We start from the raw sequence: 18,256 nt of genomic DNA on the forward strand, positions 1-18,256 counted from the left end.
AGTCGGAGACGACGAGGCGGTGAACGGAGGATGAGGATTCGGTGCTCAACCCCCACCGGACGCCGGTGTCGGCTCCCCGACCCCACCCTCGCCGGTGTCGTCGCTGCCGGTGTCGTCGGTGTTCTCGCCGGGACGCAGATCCAGGAACGGGACGATCCGTCTGTCGATCGCCGTGTTGTAGGCCTCGGGTGCCTGGATGGGGTTCGCGTGTCCGATGCCGGTGAGCTTCGCGACGAGCAGGGTGCCACCGACTCCCCCGGACTGGTCGATCAGGACGCGTTGGGTGTAGTCGACGTCGACCACCGGGTCGGCGAACGCGTTCCGCGGGCGGATGAACACGACCGCGGGTCGCAGCTTGTCGTCGTGTTCGGCGGCGAGTGTCTGCAGATCGTCGATCGCACCGGACGCGACGATCGCCCGGAACTGGGACTCGATGAGTCCGTTGCTGGCGGCGTCGGTGGTGAGGATCTTGTCGCGGAGCACCTCCTCGACGACGTCCGTGAACGCGTCGGTGTCGATACGCCGGTAGGTGCGCGGTGACGGCACCACGAATCGGTCCTGCCGCGCGGCGATCTCGACGACGGTACGCAGGATCCGGCTCTCGCGGGCGCCGGGCAACCAGCCGATCCAGCGCAGTAGTTCCTCGCCCGCGTCGCGGCTGTCGGGCCGGACGGCGTGCAGGTCGACGGGCGTGCAGTCGAGGATCACACCGAGGACCTCGAGCGGGGTGTCGCGGTACAGGTGCCGGGCCACCTCGAGCGCGATGATCCCGCCCATGCTGTGCCCGACGAGCACCACCGCGTCGACGTTTTCGAACGCGGCGCGTTCGGCGACGAGACGGCTGACGACCGCGGTGTCGAGACCGCTGTTGTCGTATTCGACGGCCCAGACGCGCCCGATGTCGCGCAGGGCGGGCAGGGCCGCCGCGGTGGGGGTGGCGTCGAGGTTGCCGAGGCCGACGAGGTCGACGACCGCGACGTCACGGTTCGCGGCGGTGGCCGAGTCGTACACGTCGTGGATCACGGGTCGGGTCTCGGCGAGTTGCGCCCGCATGGGCGCGACATCCCACTCCCAGTACTGGGTGTAGAGGGCGACCAGCGGAACCAGCGCCAGCGCGAGGCGCACGAGCGTGCGCCGCAGCCGCCCGAACCGCACCCAGTTCTGCCCGGTACGGGTGGCACGCAGACGCTGCCGTCGTCGAGCGTCGTCCCAGTCGTCGACGGTGCACGGGGGAAGCGTCGGTGTCGCGGGCATGCACCCCCGATCGTACGAGCGGGGGCTCCCGGCGGTGTTCGTGCTGGATGCGGAGGGAGGTTCAGGCCAGGCCCGAGAGCGGCGGCGGCGAGTTCTCGTCCCGCCACCCGATCGCCTCGGTCAGTGCGGTCAGGTCGTAGTCCGGCCCGCCCACACCGACCGTGAACATCGTGATGCCCGCGTCGACGTGCTTCGCGGCCTCGTCGAGCCCCGGCCACGAGGTGGATCGTTCGATCTCCGCGGGCGAGCGGCCGACTTCCGCGCACCGATCGGCGAGGATTGCGGATTTGTCCTCGTGGGTGCCGAGTTCACCGAAGCTGTGCCAGATGTCGGCGTACTTCGCGACGAGCGGGATCGTCTTCTTCGGTCCTCCGCCGCCGATGAGCAGCGGGATGTGCCGCGTCGGCGGAGGATTCAGCGTGCCGAGGCGGCCCGTGATGCGGGGCAGATACTCGGCGAGGAGATCGAGACGCGATCCCTTCGTGCCGAAGTCGTAACCGTACTCGTCGTAGTCCTTCTCGAACCAGCCCGATCCGATCCCGAGGATGAGTCGTCCGCCGCTGATGTGGTCGACGGTGCGGGCCATGTCGGCGAGCAGGTCGGGGTTGCGGTAGCCGCCGCCGGTGACGAGCGCCCCGATCTCGACGCGCGACGTCTGCTCGGCCCACGCACCGAGCATCGTCCAGCATTCGAAGTGGGCGCCGTCCGGGTCGCCGTAGAGCGGATAGAAGTGGTCCCAGTTGAACACCACGTCGGCGCCCGCGTCCTCGGCGCGCAGCACCGTGTCGCGGAGAACGCCGTAGTCGGGTTGCTGTTGGGGTTGGAGTTGGAGACCGATGCGGATGGGGCGGGTCATGCGTCCACGGTAGGCCGATCGTCGCGGTGCCGTAGGCGGATCCGGGCAGGGCGGTTCGCGACGATCACCGTCGTGACCACGCCGAGGTGGACGATCGGGTAGGCGGCCTGCAGCAGTGCCGTCTGCACCGGCGGCCCGGGTGTCATGAAGGTGCCGATCGCCACGACGCCGTCCGGATACGAGCGGTACCAGGCCAGCAGCGGCACCGCGACGGCGAACGGTAGCAGGTGACCCCACCAGCGGCGCCACTGCGCGGCCCGGTGCAGGCACAGCACCAGCAGCGGGATCGTCCACACCCAGTGGTGGCCCCACGAGAACGGCGCGACCATCGGCGCGGTGAGCCCCGCGACGGTCAGGCCGAGGAGGCGGTGACCGTTCCGGTCGGCGAGGTACGCGGCCCACAACCCGAGGACACCGACGAGGCCGGTGCACAGCAGCCACAGCCATACCGGTGGCGTCTCGGTGTGCAGGCTGCGGGCGAGGATGCCGCGGACCGACTGGTTCGCGGGCGACGACACCAGCCCGATCCGGTCCGAGTGGATGATCGTCGACGTCCAGAACTGCACCGAATCGGAGAAGACCACGACGAACCCGACGGCGACCGTCGCCGCGAACGTGCCGACCGCGACGGCGACCGCCCGCCACTGTCGCAGCACCGCGAGGTACGCGACGAAGAACAGCGGTGTGAGCTTCAGTCCGGCTGCGATACCGACCCCGACACCGCGCAGACGGGAGCCCTCGGGCCGGCCGAGATCCCACAGCACGAGCACCAGCAGCACCAGGTTGATCTGGCCCGGCCAGATGGTCATGCGGACCGGTTCCAACCACGTGAACAGCACCGCAAGGGTGATGCTCACGAAACGGGTGCGGGCGGAGTCGACGTAGCCGAGCTGCTTCCAGCACAGGCGGGTCGCGGCGGACGGTGTGGCCCCCCGTACCGGTACACCTCGGCGTCGACCTTGTTGCCGAACAATCCGTAGTAGGTGTCGAGGCCGAGCAGCCGGTCGTGGGCGACGAACGCCGCGACGGCGGCGAGACCCGCGACCACGAGCCACCACCGCGGGTGGTCGTGGCGGGGTCGGGGTTCGCCTTCCGGTCGCATCAACGACGAACCTATGCGCAGCATCCGGTTACCGGCGCGTTGTGACCGTCGCTCGTGTCGACAATCGCCGCGTCGGCGCGCACTCTGGACGCATGCGTGTCACCGAACCCGCGCCACCGCCGACCGGCCTGCGCCGCCACCTCCTGCGAGCGCCGATCCATCTGTACCGCCGACATCTCGGTGCTCTGCTGGGCCGCCGGTTCCTGCATCTCGAGCATCGGGGTCGCAAGAGCGGACAGTGGCGGCACGTCGTGCTCGAGGTGGTGAACCACGACGACACCCGCGACGGTTTCGTCGTGGCCGTCGGGTTCGGTCCGACGACGGACTGGTACCGGAACCTGAAGGCGGATCCGCACGCGTTCGTCGAATCGGGCCGGGAACGGGTCGCGGTCACCGCCGAGTTCCTCGGTGAGGGCGAGGGCGCGGACTTCATGGCGCACTATGCGTCGGAGCATCGCCGCACGGCGGCCAAGCTGTGCGCGGTGATGGGTTTCGAGGTCGACGGCAGCGACGCCGATTTCCGCGAGGCCGGACGTCGTATCCGGTTCGTCCGGTTGCGCCGGGCCTGAGCCGCGTTCAGGTCGGGTCGGTGAGGGCCTCGAACTGGCGGGTGAGATCGCGGAGGAACGATTCCAGGACGAGTTCGAAACTGTCCTCGTCGATCTCGGCGGCGTGCCGGCGCAGGCGGTGCGCCTGGGACAGGTGCGGATAGCGCTCGTCGTAGGTGCTGCGGTCGTCGACGAATCCTCCGGCGAACGACGCGATGGCCGACCCGAGCACGAGGTACTTGATCGACGCACCGATCAGCGTGGCGGTGCGCGGCGGCCACCCCGCGCGGGTCAACCCGCCGTGCACGGCGTCGGCGTGCACGAGCGCGAGCGGCCGGTCGCCGGGTGCGGAGGCGAGGAACGGAACCATGTTGGGATGCGCGGCCAGGGACGCCCGATACGAGCGGGCCCACGACCGGAGGGCGCCGCACCAGTCGTCGCCGGCGAAGCCGCTGACGTCGACGGCCGAGCCGATGTCGTCGGCGATGTCGTCGAGCAGTTCGTCCTTGTTCGCGTAGTGGCTGTACAACGACGGTGCCCGCACACCGAGTTCGCCGGCGATCATGCGCATCGACACGGCGGCGAAGCCGTGATCGTCGATCAGGCGCAGGGTCGTGTCCTTGATGGACTGCCGGGTCAACAGGGGTGTGCGTGGACGGGCCACCGTGGCTCCTCGGGTCGAATGCTGGACAGCCTAACACTGTCAGGTTACTGTTCTGTGGAGCGATCCCGGCTGATTCTCCGGGCTTCCGCACCCTCCCACCTGTGACAGAAGGCCAGCATGAACCTGAAGCTCACCGACGAGGAGCGCGCATTCCGCGACGAACTGCGCGACTTCTACACCACCGAATTCCCCGCGGAACTGCGCGCGAAGGTCGCCTCCGGGCAACACCTGACCAAGGACGACATCGTCCGCAGTCAACAGACCCTCAACGCCCACGGTCTCGCCGTGCCGAACTGGCCGGTCGAATGGGGCGGTAAGGACTGGACGCCGATCCAGCGCAACATCTGGCTCACCGAGATGCAGCTCGCCTCCGTGCCCGATCCGCTGCCGTTCAACGCCACCATGATCGGCCCGGTGATCGCCCAGTTCGCGTCGCAGGAGATGAAGGAACGCTTCCTGCCCGCGACCGCCAACCTCGATATCTGGTGGTGCCAAGGGTTCTCCGAGCCGGAGGCCGGCTCCGACCTAGCGTCGCTCAAGACCCGTGCCGTTCGCGACGGCGACCACTACGTGGTCAACGGCCAGAAGACGTGGACGACGCTCGGTCAGCACGCCGACTGGATCTTCTGCCTCGTGCGCACCAACCCCGACGCACCGAAGAAGCAGGCCGGAATCTCGATGCTCCTCATCGACATGACGACCCCCGGCATCACCGTCCGCCCGATCAAGCTCATCGACGGCAGCTACGAGGTCAACGAGGTCTTCTTCGAGGACGTCCGCGTGCCCGCGGAGAACCTCGTCGGCGAGGAGAACGCCGGCTGGTCCTACGCGAAGTTCCTGCTCGGCAACGAACGCACCGGCATCACCCGCGTCGGCGCCACGAAGGTCGAGCTGGCCCGCGCCAAGGAACTCGCCGCAACCACCCGCCTCGGTAGCGGCACCCTCCTCGAGGACCCGCTGTTCGCCGCGCGCCTGGCCGAACTCGAGAACGAGCTGATCGCGCTCGAACTCACGCAGCTGCGCGTCGTCGCGGGCTCCGCGGACGGCAAGCCGAACCCGGCATCGTCGCTGCTCAAGATGCGCGGCTCCGAACTACAGCAGGCCGCGACGGAACTGCTCGTCGACATCGCCGGACCGGACTCGCTGCCCTCCGGCGCCGCCGGCATCGACACGCCGGACTGGGCGCAACTGACCGCCCCGTCGTATCTCAACAAGCGCAAGGTCACCATCTACGGCGGTTCGAGCGAGGTACAGCGCACGATCATCGCCTCCTCGATTCTCGGACTGTGAGGTCTCAGGACAATGAACTTCGAACTCGACACCGAACAGGAACTGCTCCGTAAGACGGTGCGCGACGTGCTCGCCGATGCCTACGACGTCGAGAGCCGTAACCGCGTCGCGGAGAGCGATCTCGGCTTCGACCCCGGTGTGTGGACGCAGCTCGCCGAACTGGGTGTGCTCGGACTGCCGTTCGCGGAGGAACACGGCGGTATGGGTGCCGGACCGATCGAGGTCATGGCGGTCATGACCGAGATCGGTGCCGCACTCGCACCCGAACCCGTCCTCGCCGCCGTCCACCTCCCCGGCGGTCTCGTCGCGGAGGTCGGCACCGACGAGCAGCGCACCGACCTGCTGTCGCGTCTCTCCGCGGGCGAACTGTTCATGGCGTTCGCCCACGACGAACCGGGCAGCCGGTGGCCGCACACCGACGTCACCACCGTCGCCGCGCGCAGTGGCGACACCTGGACCGTCTCCGGACGGAAGAATCCGGTGCTGCACGGTGATTGCGCGCAGACGTTGGTCGTCTCGGCGCAGCTGCCGGAGGGCGGCATCGGGCTGTTCCTCGTCGATACCGCCGCCGACGGCGTCACCCGCACCGCGTACCGCACCCACGACGACCGCCGTGGCGCACAGATCATCCTCGACGGTGCCGCGGCCGTGCCGCTGGGTGCGCCCACCGACGCATCGGACGCGATCGCGGCGGCGCACGTGCGTGCGCAGGCCGCGCTGTGTGCGGAGGCGGTCGGTGCCGTGGACCGCACGGTGCGGCTGACGGCCGACTACCTGAAGCAGCGCAAGCAGTTCGGGGTTCCGCTGAAGACCTTCCAGGCCCTGACCCACCGCGCCGCCGACATGTACGTGCTGTACGAGCTGGCGTCGAGCATGAGCATGTACGCGAGCATGGCGCTGGCCGACGGCATCGTCGACCCGGTCGTCGCGTCCCGGGCGAAGCTGCAGGTGGACCGCTCGGCGCGGAAGGTGAGCCAGGAAGCGGTGCAGTTGCACGGCGGAATCGGTGTCACCGCCGAACATTCCGTCGGGCACTATCTGAGCCGGCTCACCGCGATCGAGCACACCCTCGGCACCGCGGACGACCATCTGCGTGTCCTCGCCGGTGGCGTCGCCGACCACGGACGTGTGGAGATCGCCGGGATGTGAGCCTCACCCGGTGATACCCGACATCCGGAGTACGAACACCGCCTCGGGTCCGATGATCTCGCCGACGAGTTCCAGGAACCGGTCGACGAACGCGGACCCGTGGGCGGGTTCACCGGGTTCGCCGAGATCGTCGGGTTCCCCCGGATCGAGATGATGGGCGAGTTCGTGCAGCACGACGAGTTCGCGGAACGCCCACGCATCGCCACCGTCGCGCTCCGGCAGTGCGATGGTGGCGCTGTCGTGTTCGTAGTGGGCGGCCGTGTGCCCGGCGCGCGCCCGGACGCGCACGGGAATCGTCGCGCGCGGCCAACGTTGCCGCACCCAGTTCAGGGTCAACACCGCGTCGACGTAACGCTGCGCCGCGTCGATCGAGCCGAACCGCCGCTCGACCGGCAACGTCACGTGCGATCCGCCGACCTCCACGACACGGCTGTCGCCGAGATCGGCGACGTCGAACATGCGGCGCACGAGGGTCTCCGCCTCGTAGACGGCGGTTCTGCGGGTGTCCCGGGCGCGTTTCACGACGTGAGCCTGCCCCGTGCGGCGGGCAACTCCGGCGAGTTCGACAGGCGCGCGCGTCGGCCGGCGCGGTCACCGGCGTGGCGGGCGTCGGTCGATCGGGCGACACCGGTGCGGTTGCCCCGCCACGTTCCGCGCGCCCGCGAGGTGCTGCGGTAGAAGTCGCGCAGTTCCATCTCCTTGTCCCGCAGTGCCAGTGCCGTTCCCGGTGAGGAGTTCTCGGCCTCCTTCTCGACCTCGGTGCGGGCCTCGGCGAGTCGCGCGCCGATCCGGGTCGCGAACGCCGACTGGAACTCGAGTCGGGCGGTGACCGCCGCGACGGGCTTCCGGACACGGGCACGCACCTGCCTGCCCCCACGCCGTTCGAGCACGGTGCGCACCGTCGTCTCCTGTCGGTAGGTGCCCGACCTCAGGTACGCGTCGGATGCGCGCACCATCTGCACGAGCAACGACGAGTACAGGGCCTCGCACACGTCGATGTCGTCACCGAACCCGAACGCGTGCACGACGGTGGAGGTGCTGGTGATGTCGCACTGCACGTCGTTGGCGTGCGCGATCGCGACGAACAGTTGCGCGTACGTACGCAGACCCTTCTTCCCGGCCTCACCGATGGTGATCAGCCGCTGCACCGGTCTCGCGCGGCGTTCGCGGGCGGCGGTGTGGGCGCGGGCCACGGCGAGATCCACCGACGCGGTGGTCGCGAGACGCTGCGCGGCCGTGAGGAACGCGTCGGCCTCGTGCGGGTTGTCGGTCGACTCGGCCTGGCGGAGGAGACCGCCGATCCGTGTCAGCATCCTGTCCGAACTCACGGATCGAGGGTAGTGCCTTCGCCGTACCCCGCGAGCCGACGCAGCTGCGCCGCCGACGCCGCGGACATGTCGGACGGCACCCCGAACCCGTCCAGCATCGCGGCGGTGGCACCCATCTCGTCGGCTCGTCGCGCCGCGTGCGTGATCGTCGCGTCGATGATCGGTAACACCGATGTCTCGTCGAGCCCGGCGAGTTCTCTGCCGATGTCGTCGACCGACCAGTCGCCGACACCCCGCGCCCGCGCGGCGGTGACGGCCTCGACGATGGCCGACGCCATGCCCTTGTAGAAGACGCTGCGCAGCAGTTTGCGTTCGGCGGCGGCTCCGGCCGGGGCGTCGAGAACGTCGACGTGCGCACCGAACCGCCCGAGGATCTCGGCGAACCGCGCGGCGTGCGGACCGCTCGCGATCATCGGTACCCCGATACTCCGACCGGGCACCCGCGCCATGATCGACACGTCGACGAAATCGGCACCGGTCGCGGTGACCTCCGCGTCGAGATCCCGCATGGCCTGCGGTTCGGCGGTGTTGAGGTCGGCCCACAGCAGCCCCGGCCGCAGGGCGTCCTTCGCGGCGTCGACGGCGGCGGCCGCGTTGCGGGCGGTGACGACGCTCAACACCACGTCGGCGGCGGCGGTCACGGCCCGTTCGTCGGTGCAGCGCACCGCCGGGGAGGGCGCGACCAGCGCCGGATCGAGGTCGTAGGTGTACACCTGCGCGCCGGCGGCGACGAGGCGTCCGGTGAAGTCCATTCCGGTCTCGCCGAGGCCGAGAACACCGAAGACCGGGGGTGCGGGGATGCCCTGCGCGCTCACGACGATGCGCTCCTGATCTCGGCAGCGGTGACGGATGTCGACGCTACCCGCGACACGGTCGCGGCCGCCGGTGATCCGAACGGCGTGATCGCCCGGAATTCCTGCGCGAGCGCCGGGTACGCGGCACGATCTGGGGATGGACACTGCGGTCGACTTCATCACCGATGTCAACGATCGGTTCTGGTACGCGGTCATCGCACTGCTGATCGGATCCGGTCTGTACTACACGATCCGATCGCGGTTCATCCAGATCCGGCTCGTCCCCGACATGTTCCGTTCGATCACCGAGAAGGCCGAGGACCTCCCGGACGGACAGAAGGGGATCTCGGCGTTCCGGGCCTTCTCGATCTCCGCGGCCTCCCGGGTGGGCACCGGCAACGTCGCGGGTGTCGCCATCGCGATCAGCCTGGGCGGGCCCGGCGCAGTGTTCTGGATGTGGGTGATGGCGTTGATCGGTGCGAGCACCGCCTTCGTCGAATCGACGCTCGCGCAGTTGTACAAGGTGCGCGACAAGGGCGCGTTCCGGGGCGGACCGGCCTACTACATGCAGTACGGGCTGGGGAAACGCTGGATGGGCATGGTCTTCGCGGTGATCATCACGATCACCTACGGGTTCGTGTTCAACGCCGTGCAGACCAACTCGATCGTCGATGCCGTCGCGAGTTCGGTGGGCGAGAAGACGACGACCCTGCAGGTCGTGCTCGGTGTCGTCGTGTCGGTGCTCGTCGCTGCCGTCATCTTCGGTGGGGTGCGGCGTATCTCGGGTGTGTCGCAGGTGGTGGTTCCGGTGATGGCGGGCGCGTATCTCGTCATCGGCCTGATCGTGGTGATCCTCAACATCGGTGAGGTGCCCGGCATGTTCCGCCTGGTGTTCGAGAACGCGTTCGGGCTCGAGGAGGTCGCGGGCGGCGGTATCGGTGCGGCGTTCATGAACGGCATCCGTCGCGGACTGTTCTCCAACGAGGCCGGTATGGGGTCCGCGCCGAACGCGGGCGCGACCGCCGCGGTCACCCACCCCGTCAAGCAGGGATTGGTGCAGAGTCTCGGCGTCTACTTCGACACGTGGCTGGTCTGTTCGATCACCGCGTTCATCATCCTGCTCTCCGACCCCGTGTTCGGATCGGGGATCGACGGTGCCGCACTCACCCAGAACGCCCTGGCGATGCAGTTGGGCGACTGGACCGTGCACTTCCTGGCGGTCCTCATCTTCTTCCTCGCCTTCACCTCGGTGATCGGCAACTACTACTACAGCGAATCCAACATGGAGTTCCTCACCGGGTCACGCCGGGTGCTGCCGTACCTGCGTTCGCTCGTGGTGGTGTGCGTGTTCCTCGGCGCCGTCGGGTCTGTGCCGCTGGTGTGGGCGCTCGCCGATCTCGCCATGGGGGTGATGGCCACCGTCAACCTGATCGCGTTGATCCCGCTGTCGGGTATCGCCTACGCGATGTTCCACAACTACACCGCGCAGCGGAAACAGGGCCGCGACCCGGTGTTCCGCCGCGGGGACGTGCCGGGGGTGCGCGGCATCCAGGAGTGGGGGGACGACGACGCCACTCTCACCGCGCCCCCGCGCTGACCGTCCGCGGCATCACCCGCCGTGTAGATTCCCCTACCGCACGCCAGTGACTCGGCTCCGGAAAGGACTCTCCATGGCCTCGGTGACCTTCGACAAGGCGACGTGCCTGTTCCCGGGCTCGGGGACGCCCGCGGTCGACGCCCTGGACCTCGAGATCGAGGACGGTGAGTTCCTCGTCCTGGTCGGGCCGTCCGGGTGCGGCAAGTCCACGTCGCTGCGGATGCTCGCCGGACTCGAGCAGGTGCACAGCGGCCGGATCCTCATCGGCGATCGCGACGTGACCGGGCAGGACCCGAAGGAACGCGACATCGCGATGGTGTTCCAGAACTACGCCCTCTACCCGCACATGTCGGTGGCCGAGAACATGGGGTTCGCGCTCAAACTCGCGAAGACCCCGAAGGCGGAGATCCGGGAACGGGTCACCGAGGTCGCGAAGATGCTCGACCTCGAGCAGTACCTCGACCGCAAGCCGAAGGCACTGTCCGGTGGCCAGCGGCAACGTGTCGCGATGGGTCGCGCGATCGTGCGGCAACCCCAGGTGTTCCTGATGGACGAGCCGCTGTCGAATCTCGACGCGAAACTGCGCGTGCAGACACGCACGCAGATCGCGCAACTGCAGCGACGACTCGCGACGACCACCGTGTACGTCACGCACGACCAGGTCGAGGCCATGACGATGGGCGACCGCGTCGCCGTCCTCGCGAAGGGCCTGCTGCAGCAGTGCGCCTCCCCGCGGGTTCTCTACAACCGTCCCGCGAACGTGTTCGTCGCCGGGTTCATGGGGTCGCCGGCGATGAATCTGTTCACCCTCCCCGTGGTCGACCGCGGCGTCATGGTCGGTGACGTGCACGTCCCCGTGCCGCGCGACGTCCTCGGGCAGGTCACCGAATCGGAGGTCGTGCTCGGTATCCGCCCCGAGCACCTCGAGATCGCCGACCGCGGTCTTCCGGTGGACGTACAGGTGGTCGAGGAACTGGGTTCCGACGCCTACGTCTACGGTGGTGCCGTGATCGGTGGGCGACCCCAGGAGATCGTCGCCCGCAGCGACTGGCGCACCCCGCCCCAGAAGGGCGACCGCCTGCACCTGGTGTTCGACCCCGATCAGGTGCACGTCTTCAAGGCCTCCGACGGTCTGCGGATCGGCTGAGCCGGTTCGTGCACCGGCTGCGGCTCGTGCACCGGCTGCGGCTCGTGCATCGGCTGCGCCGGGGGACACAGAACCGATCAAGGATGGGCGGAATGCCGACTTTCGACGGTGGTCCGTGCCACAGTAGGTGCCGATGTCGACGGCACATGGCCGATCGACAACCGGAGTTCGCTCACTGACAGGGAGTAGTTCATGGTTCTGAATTCGAAGGCGGTGCGCCGGGCCGCGATCGCCGCGTCCTCGGCGGCGCTGCTGGTGCTGACCGCGTGCGGCTCGGACGACGGTGGTTCCGACAACGGCTCCGAGGCGACCGGCGCAGCAGGTGAGGGCCGCGGTCCCATCACCATCGTCGAGGGCCAGGACCCCCTCAACGCCGCGCTCGAGAACATCATCGCCGACTGGAACGCCGATCACCCCGACGAGCAGGTCACGTTCAAGCCGCTCGCGAAGGAAGCGAACGACCAGTACGACGATATCGCCCAGCGCATGCAGGCGAAGAGCGACGAGTACGACCTCATCGCCGTCGACGTCACCAACACCGCGGAGTTCGCGGCCAACGGCTGGCTGACGCCCCTCGAGGGCGACTTCGCGATCGACACGTCGGGCCTGCTGCCCGCGACCGTCGAGTCGGGTACCTACAACGGCACCCTGTACGCGGCCCCGAAGAACACCAACGCCGCGTTCCTCTACTACCGCACCGACCTCGTCGACCAGGCGCCCGCCACGTGGGACGAACTGCAGGCGGAGTGCCCGAAGGCGGAAGAGGCCGGCATCGACTGCTACATCGGTCAGTTCAAGAACTACGAGGGTCTGACGGTCAACGTCACCGAGATCGTCAACGCCTTCGGCGGTGGCTTCGTCGCGGAGGACGGACTGACCCCGGACATCACCGACCAGACCGGTGAGGGACTGCAGTTCATCGTCGACCGGTTCGCCGACGGCACCATCCCGGCGGCCGCGCAGACCTACACCGAAGGCGAGTCGCAGGCCGCGTTCGGCAACGGTGATGCGCTGTTCCTGCGCACGTGGCCCGGTTTCTACACCGACGGCGAGTCCTCGTCGATCGCCGGCAACTACGGCATCGCCGTCCTGCCGGGTGTCGACGGCCCGGGTGTCTCGACGCTCGGTGGCTACAACGTCGGCATCAGCGCGTTCTCGGATGCGCCGGCGACCGCCCGTGACTTCCTCGAGTTCATGCAGACCCGCCAGTCGCAGACCTACTACGCCGAGGTCGGCGGCGCGCCGGTCCTCGCCGAGGTGTACGACGACCCGCAGATCCTCGAGCAGTTCCCGTACTTCTCGACGCTGAAGGAGGCGTTGGAGAACGCGAAGCCGCGTCCGTCCTCGCCGTACTACTCCAACGTGTCGAAGGCGATCTCCGACAACTCGTACGCGGCGATCCGGGGTGAGAAGACCGTCGAGCAGGCGCTCACGGACATCCAGGCCGGCATCGAAACCGCAGGTAACTGATCCACAGGGAGCAGTAGATGGCAGACCCGCAGGTCGGAACGACGGCGGATCCGTCACACGACACCGCGGTCGGGACCACAGGTCCCGGCCGCGGCCGTGTGGGCGGACGGCACCGTGCACCCGAAGCACCCGAGCCGACGGCGGTGCCGGTGAAGCGACGCCGGAAGGTCCCGGTGTGGGTGTTCATCGCGCCGTCGATGATCGTGCTGGCCGTGATCATCCTGTATCCGCTCGGCAGAGCGGTGTGGATGTCGCTGTACGGCGACGGGAGGACCCTCGACCCCGAGACCGGCCTGTTCGTCACCGGCGGGTTCGTCGGAATCGAGAACTACACCCGCTGGATCACCCAGACCTGCGGGACCGCCACCGGCGCGATCCCCTGCCCGCCCGGCACCCTGGGATCCCAGTTCTGGGAGTCGGTGGGCAACACCTTCTTCTTCGCGGTGGTGACCGTGTCGCTCGAGACCGTCATCGGACTCGGCATGGCCCTGGTCATGGCGAAGTCGTTCCGCGGCCGGGGACTGCTCCGCGCGTCGGTACTGGTGCCCTGGGCCATCCCCACCGCCGTCACCGCGAAACTGTGGTTCTTCATCTTCGCCAACGACGGCGTGGCCAACAAGCTGCTCGGCACCGACATCCTGTGGACCGCCGACCCGTGGCCGGCCCGGTTCGCGATCATCGTCGCCGACGTGTGGAAGACGGCGCCGTTCATGGCCCTGCTGATCCTCGCCGGACTCCAGATGATCCCGTCCGACGTCTACGAGGCAGCGAAGGTCGACGGTGCCAACGCCTGGCAGCGGTTCAAGATGATCACCCTGCCGCTCGTCAAACCCGCGCTGATGGTTGCGATCCTGTTCCGTACCATGGACGCGCTGCGCATGTACGACCTGCCGGCGATCATGATGGGCTCCAACCCGGCGACGTCCACCATCTCCGTGCTCGTCGTCGACCAGATGCGTCAGGGCGTGAACTCGGCGTCCGCGCTGTCGACGATCACGTTCCTCATCATCTTCGCGGTCGCGTTCGTGCTGGTGCGTTTCCTCGGCGCCAACGCGGTCAGCACCCAGGAGAAGCAGCGAAAGGGGGACATCGCGTGACGGTCACCGAGACGAAGCAGGCGCCGTCGGCGCCGCCCGCCCGCGCAGCCCGCAGCGGGTCGCGGTGGCGGACGGTGGGCACCTACCTCGGGGTCGCCCTGATCGTGGTGTGGGGTCTCGCTCCCTGCTACTGGATGATCGTGACGGCTCTGCGCGACCCGTCCGACACGTTCAGCACCGCGCTGTGGCCGGAGAACCCGACGCTGCAGAACTTCGCGGACGCGCTCGACCCCGACGCCAAGGTCAACTTCTCGCGGGCGCTGCTCAACAGCGTCATCATCGCCGGGGCCACCACGGTGATCGCGCTGCTCATCGGCGTGTTCACGGCGTACGCGCTCTCACGGTTCGACTTCCGCGGCAAGTACTTCGTCACCGGCATCATCCTGGGCGCGTCGATGTTCCCGGTGGTCGCGCTCGTCACGCCGCTGTTCCAGCTGTTCACCGACATCGGCTGGATCGGTAGCTACCAGGCGCTGATCATCCCGAACATCTCGTTCGTGCTGCCGCTGACCGTGTACACGCTCACGTCGTTCTTCTCCGATCTGCCGTGGGAACTCGAGGAGGCGGCCCGCATGGACGGGGCCACCCGTGGGCAGGCGTTCCGGCTGGTGATGCTGCCGCTCGCGGCGCCCGCACTGTTCACCACCGCGATCCTCGCGTTCATCGCGACGGTCAACGAGTACCTGCTGATGTCGCAGCTGTCCAACGAGAAGACGGCCCCGGTGACGGTTGCGATGGCGCGGTTCACCGGCACCGATCCGCTGGTTGTGCCGTATGCGTCGATCATGGCCGGCGGCACCCTCGTGATGGTGCCGTTGGTGATCATGGTGCTGATCTTCCAGCGTCGCATCATCGCGGGTCTGACGGCGGGCGGCGTGAAATCGTGACCAGGCTCCCCCGGCGGCAGCGACTCGAGATGCTGCTCGGCTTCCTCACCGTGTTCGCGGCGATGGCGCTGGTCGGCGCGGTCGCGGAGTTGCTGTCGCCGCAGCCGGGCATCGTGCCCGCGCTGGTGTTGCTCGGGTTCGCGGTGGCGTGGGGATTCGCGTTCCGGGCGTGGCGACGCGCCGGCACCTGAGCAGGCCGAGTCCGGTGACCGTGTCGTGTGCTGCGGCACAGTTGCCGCGAACTCGTACCATACTTGCGTCGGGGTTGTGAGAATTTCCCCGACCGGAACCCGGAGAAGTGAAACCCGGAGAAAGTGGTACGAGTGAGTTCCCCCGAATCGTCGACGCCTCGAAACGACCCCGCGGTCGGTGGCGGGAAGCCCCGTCGTCGCATCGTGACGTACGCGGCCCTCGTCGTGGTGGCCCTGCTCGTGCTCGTACCGCTGGGGGTGTTCGCCGGCGCGTACATCTCGGCGGAGGTGCCGCGCCCGGCCGACATGACCGCCAACCAGATCTCCATCCTGTACGCGGACGACGGCACCACCGAGATCGGCAGGGTCGTGCCTCCCGAGGGCAATCGCGTCGAGGTCGATCTCGACGAGGTACCCGAACACGTCCGCAACGCGGTGTTGTCGGCGGAGGACCGCAACTTCTACAGCAACCCCGGTTTCTCGGTGTCCGGGTTCGCGCGTGCCGCGCGCGACAACGTCATGGGCAAGGACACCGCCGGTGGCGGGTCCACCATCACCCAGCAGTACGTCAAGAACGTGCTCGTCGGTTCGGAACGCACCCTCACCCGCAAGATGCGCGAGCTCGTCATCTCGACGAAGATGGCGCGGGAATGGTCGAAGGAGGAGATCCTCCAGGCGTACCTCAACACCATCTACTTCGGTCGCGGCGCCTACGGGATCGCCGCTGCGGCGCAGGCCTACTTCGGTAAGCCCGTCGGTGACCTGACGGTGTCGGAGGGAGCGGTGCTCGCCGGAGTCATCCAGACACCGTCGTCCCTCGACCCCGAGTACAACCGGCCCGCGATCGAGGCCCGCTGGAACTACGTCCTCGACGGGATGGTCGAGATGGGTGTCCTCGACGACTCGACCCGCGCCGACCAGGTGTTCCCCGAGACGGTGCCGTCCGATCAGCTGGCTCTCGCGAGCGAGGCGACGGGACCCGAAGGACTGATCCGAACGCAGGTGGTGCGGGAACTGTCGGCGGCGGGTGTCAGCGAGCAGGCTCTCAACACCGAGGGGTTGCGCATCACCACGACGATCGACCCGGTGGCGCAGCAGGCCGCCGTCGACGCCGCGCGCGGCAATCTCGAGGGTGAACCGGAGGAATTGCGGACCGCGGTCGTCTCGATCGATCCGCGGTCCGGTGCGGTGCGCGCGTACTACGGCGGTGAGGAGGGTGCCGGGTTCGATTACGCGCAGGCACCGCTGCAGACCGGTTCGTCGTTCAAGGTGTTCGGTCTGGTCGCGGCGTTGCAGCAGGGGATCGGCCTGAACGCGAAGTTCGACAGTTCCCCGGTGCGGATCGGGAACCTGACCATCGGCAACGTCGAGGGTGAATCGTGCGGTACGTGCACCATCGCGGAGGCGCTGAAGCGGTCGCTGAACACGAGTTTCTATCGGCTGATGCTGTCGATGGACAACGGTCCGTCGAAGATCGCCGATGCCGCACACGAGGCGGGTATCCCGTTGGAGATCCCCGGTGTCGAGGGCACGTCGCTGACCGAGGAGAACGGGATCCCCGAGGGCGGCATCGTCCTGGGGCAGTACCAGTCGCGGGTTCTCGACATGGCGTCGGCGTACGCGACGCTCGCCGCGTCGGGCATGTACCACCAGCCGTACTTCGTGCAGAAGGTCACCACCGCAGACGGCACCGTGCTGCTCGACCGTGGCACGCCGGTCGGTGAGCAGCGTCTCGACGCGGCGGTCGCCGACAACGTCACCCAGGCGATGATGCCGATCGCCGCGTACTCGCGCGGTCACGCGCTGGCCGGAGGTCGCCCGTCGGCCGCGAAGACCGGAACCACGCAGCTCGGCGAGACCGGCCTGAACAAGGACGCGTGGATGGTGGGGTACACCCCGTCGCTGTCGACGGCGGTGTGGATCGGCACGGCGGATGCGGGTGCGATCACGAACCTGTGGGGTGGGTCGATCTACGGATCGGGGCTGCCCGCCGACATCTGGAAGGACACGATGGACGGTGCGCTCGAGGGCACCGACGTCGAGAGCTTCCCGTGGCCGGACCCGATCGGTGGTCAGGCCGGTGTGCCGTCCGATCCGGGAATCACGACGACGACCACCGGGCCCGCCGTCCCGGAGCTGAGACTCCCGGACTTCGGTGACCTGCCGAACCTCACGATCCCGGCGCCCCCCGTCGATCTTCCCCGGAACATCCCGGATCAGATCCAGGTGTTGCCGGGGTTCACGATCGAGATCCCGGGGTTCTGAGCACGGCGGTGTGCAACACGGAGATCGCGTAGTCGACGACGTCGTCGACCGTCATCTCGTCGGGGCGTGCGGTCCGGTCGATCGCGAGTGATTCGACCATCGACCACCACGCGCGCATCCGCATCGTCGTGGTGGCGTCGACGGTGACGCCGGCCGCGGCCGCGGTGCGGTCGACCATCGTGGTCTTCACCGTGTCGTGGATGGTGCGGATCTCGGGATCGGCACCGAACCCGCCGTGGAAGAAGGCCTGATAGTTGTCGGTGTGGCGGTCGACGAACGACACGAAGGCGTGCAGCACCGAACGCAGGGGTTCGGGATCGTCGGGTGCGGGGATCGCGGCGCGCAGCATTCGACGGGAGGCGGCGCCCACCACGGCGACGTAGAAGTCCTGTTTCGTGGGGAAGTACCGGAACAACAGGCCGCGGGAGATCCCGGCGATCTCGGCGACCCGGTCGACCGACAGGGCGTGGATGGGCCGGGATGCGAGTTCCTGCAGTCCGATCGCGACGAGTTGACGTCGCCGTTCCTCCGGTGGGAGGCGGCGTCGGCGGTCGGGGTCTTGTCGCGCGGTACTCACACCGCTAGTCTAACTGAGCATTGCTCAATTACGGGTCGGA

At 68.3% G+C, this 18,256-nt stretch carries 19 protein-coding genes; 10 read left to right on the plus strand and 9 right to left on the minus strand.

What is annotated here, in order from left to right; translation table 11 throughout:
* Positions 1-45: 45 nt before the first annotated feature.
* The 4 genes from LDQ05_RS00515 to LDQ05_RS00530 form a co-directional block, all read right to left on the minus strand.
* On the minus strand, positions 46-1,254 hold the full coding sequence (locus LDQ05_RS00515; RefSeq protein ID WP_226434932.1) for an alpha/beta fold hydrolase: 1,209 nt from the start codon (positions 1,252-1,254) through the stop codon (positions 46-48).
* Positions 1,255-1,315: 61 nt separating this feature from the next.
* Complete coding sequence (locus tag LDQ05_RS00520; protein ID WP_226434933.1) at positions 1,316-2,110, minus strand: LLM class F420-dependent oxidoreductase; 795 nt, start codon at positions 2,108-2,110, stop codon at positions 1,316-1,318.
* Positions 2,107-2,967, minus strand: coding sequence for a glycosyltransferase 87 family protein (locus LDQ05_RS00525; protein WP_308013135.1), 861 nt, complete (start codon positions 2,965-2,967; stop codon positions 2,107-2,109). Before LDQ05_RS00525 ends, LDQ05_RS00520 begins: the two co-directional genes overlap by 4 nt.
* Entirely contained in the window at positions 2,964-3,212 is a 249-nt protein-coding gene (locus tag LDQ05_RS00530) for a hypothetical protein (protein ID WP_226434989.1), read from the minus strand. The genes LDQ05_RS00525 and LDQ05_RS00530 overlap by 4 nt, the downstream gene beginning before the upstream one ends.
* Before the next feature lie 92 nt (positions 3,213-3,304).
* Here LDQ05_RS00530 and LDQ05_RS00535 point away from each other — a divergent pair, with 92 nt between their 5' ends.
* On the plus strand, positions 3,305-3,781 hold the full coding sequence (locus LDQ05_RS00535; protein ID WP_226434934.1) for a nitroreductase family deazaflavin-dependent oxidoreductase: 477 nt from the start codon (positions 3,305-3,307) through the stop codon (positions 3,779-3,781).
* A gap of 7 nt (positions 3,782-3,788) precedes the next feature.
* Here the strand turns inward: LDQ05_RS00535 and LDQ05_RS00540 are convergent, their stop codons facing one another.
* On the minus strand, positions 3,789-4,424 hold the full coding sequence (locus tag LDQ05_RS00540; protein ID WP_226434935.1) for a TetR/AcrR family transcriptional regulator: 636 nt from the start codon (positions 4,422-4,424) through the stop codon (positions 3,789-3,791).
* 117 nt (positions 4,425-4,541) lie between these two features.
* Here LDQ05_RS00540 and LDQ05_RS00545 point away from each other — a divergent pair, with 117 nt between their 5' ends.
* Positions 4,542-5,714 (plus strand): acyl-CoA dehydrogenase family protein, encoded by a 1,173-nt coding sequence (locus LDQ05_RS00545; protein ID WP_226434936.1) that lies wholly within the window; start codon positions 4,542-4,544, stop codon positions 5,712-5,714.
* Positions 5,715-5,726: 12 nt separating this feature from the next.
* Positions 5,727-6,863, plus strand: a complete 1,137-nt coding sequence (locus tag LDQ05_RS00550; RefSeq protein WP_226434937.1) for an acyl-CoA dehydrogenase family protein — start codon at positions 5,727-5,729, stop codon at positions 6,861-6,863.
* A gap of 3 nt (positions 6,864-6,866) precedes the next feature.
* Here LDQ05_RS00550 and LDQ05_RS00555 read toward each other — a convergent pair whose 3' ends face one another.
* From LDQ05_RS00555 to LDQ05_RS00565, 3 genes are read right to left on the minus strand one after another with little or no spacing between them, the layout of a single operon-like run.
* On the minus strand, positions 6,867-7,385 hold the full coding sequence (locus LDQ05_RS00555; protein ID WP_226434938.1) for a TIGR04338 family metallohydrolase: 519 nt from the start codon (positions 7,383-7,385) through the stop codon (positions 6,867-6,869).
* Positions 7,382-8,191, minus strand: coding sequence for a DUF2786 domain-containing protein (locus tag LDQ05_RS00560; RefSeq protein ID WP_226434939.1), 810 nt, complete (start codon positions 8,189-8,191; stop codon positions 7,382-7,384). Before LDQ05_RS00560 ends, LDQ05_RS00555 begins: the two co-directional genes overlap by 4 nt.
* Positions 8,188-9,006 carry an NAD(P)-dependent oxidoreductase gene (locus tag LDQ05_RS00565; protein ID WP_226434940.1) on the minus strand — a complete coding sequence of 273 codons (819 nt, stop codon included), beginning with the start codon at positions 9,004-9,006 and terminating at the stop codon, positions 8,188-8,190. The genes LDQ05_RS00560 and LDQ05_RS00565 overlap by 4 nt, the downstream gene beginning before the upstream one ends.
* A gap of 136 nt (positions 9,007-9,142) precedes the next feature.
* On the opposite strand from LDQ05_RS00565, the gene LDQ05_RS00570 reads away from it, so the two are divergent.
* The 7 genes from LDQ05_RS00570 to LDQ05_RS00600 all read left to right on the plus strand — a co-directional run bounded on the left by LDQ05_RS00570 (position 9,143) and on the right by LDQ05_RS00600 (position 17,639).
* The gene (locus tag LDQ05_RS00570; protein WP_226434941.1) at positions 9,143-10,582 is read left to right on the plus strand and encodes an alanine/glycine:cation symporter family protein; all 1,440 of its coding nucleotides are present in this window, start codon (positions 9,143-9,145) and stop codon (positions 10,580-10,582) included.
* A gap of 73 nt (positions 10,583-10,655) precedes the next feature.
* Positions 10,656-11,729, plus strand: coding sequence for an ABC transporter ATP-binding protein (locus tag LDQ05_RS00575; RefSeq protein ID WP_226434942.1), 1,074 nt, complete (start codon positions 10,656-10,658; stop codon positions 11,727-11,729).
* Positions 11,730-11,921: 192 nt separating this feature from the next.
* The gene (locus LDQ05_RS00580) at positions 11,922-13,199 is read left to right on the plus strand and encodes an ABC transporter substrate-binding protein (protein WP_226434943.1); all 1,278 of its coding nucleotides are present in this window, start codon (positions 11,922-11,924) and stop codon (positions 13,197-13,199) included.
* 17 nt (positions 13,200-13,216) lie between these two features.
* The gene (locus LDQ05_RS00585; RefSeq protein WP_226434944.1) at positions 13,217-14,296 is read left to right on the plus strand and encodes a carbohydrate ABC transporter permease; all 1,080 of its coding nucleotides are present in this window, start codon (positions 13,217-13,219) and stop codon (positions 14,294-14,296) included.
* Between the two features lie 74 nt (positions 14,297-14,370).
* Positions 14,371-15,183 (plus strand): carbohydrate ABC transporter permease, encoded by an 813-nt coding sequence (locus LDQ05_RS00590; RefSeq protein WP_226434985.1) that lies wholly within the window; start codon positions 14,371-14,373, stop codon positions 15,181-15,183.
* Positions 15,180-15,374 (plus strand): hypothetical protein, encoded by a 195-nt coding sequence (locus tag LDQ05_RS00595; RefSeq protein ID WP_226434945.1) that lies wholly within the window; start codon positions 15,180-15,182, stop codon positions 15,372-15,374. The genes LDQ05_RS00590 and LDQ05_RS00595 overlap by 4 nt, the downstream gene beginning before the upstream one ends.
* Positions 15,375-15,506: 132 nt before the next feature.
* The gene (locus LDQ05_RS00600) at positions 15,507-17,639 is read left to right on the plus strand and encodes a transglycosylase domain-containing protein (protein WP_226434946.1); all 2,133 of its coding nucleotides are present in this window, start codon (positions 15,507-15,509) and stop codon (positions 17,637-17,639) included.
* Here the strand turns inward: LDQ05_RS00600 and LDQ05_RS00605 are convergent.
* Positions 17,614-18,216, minus strand: a complete 603-nt coding sequence (locus LDQ05_RS00605) for a TetR/AcrR family transcriptional regulator (protein ID WP_226434947.1) — start codon at positions 18,214-18,216, stop codon at positions 17,614-17,616. The genes LDQ05_RS00600 and LDQ05_RS00605 overlap by 26 nt on opposite strands.
* Positions 18,217-18,256: the final 40 nt, after the last annotated feature.

Origin of the sequence: Rhodococcus yananensis (assembly GCF_020515525.1) — a bacterium.
GTDB classification, from domain to species: domain Bacteria; phylum Actinomycetota; class Actinomycetes; order Mycobacteriales; family Mycobacteriaceae; genus Rhodococcus; species Rhodococcus yananensis.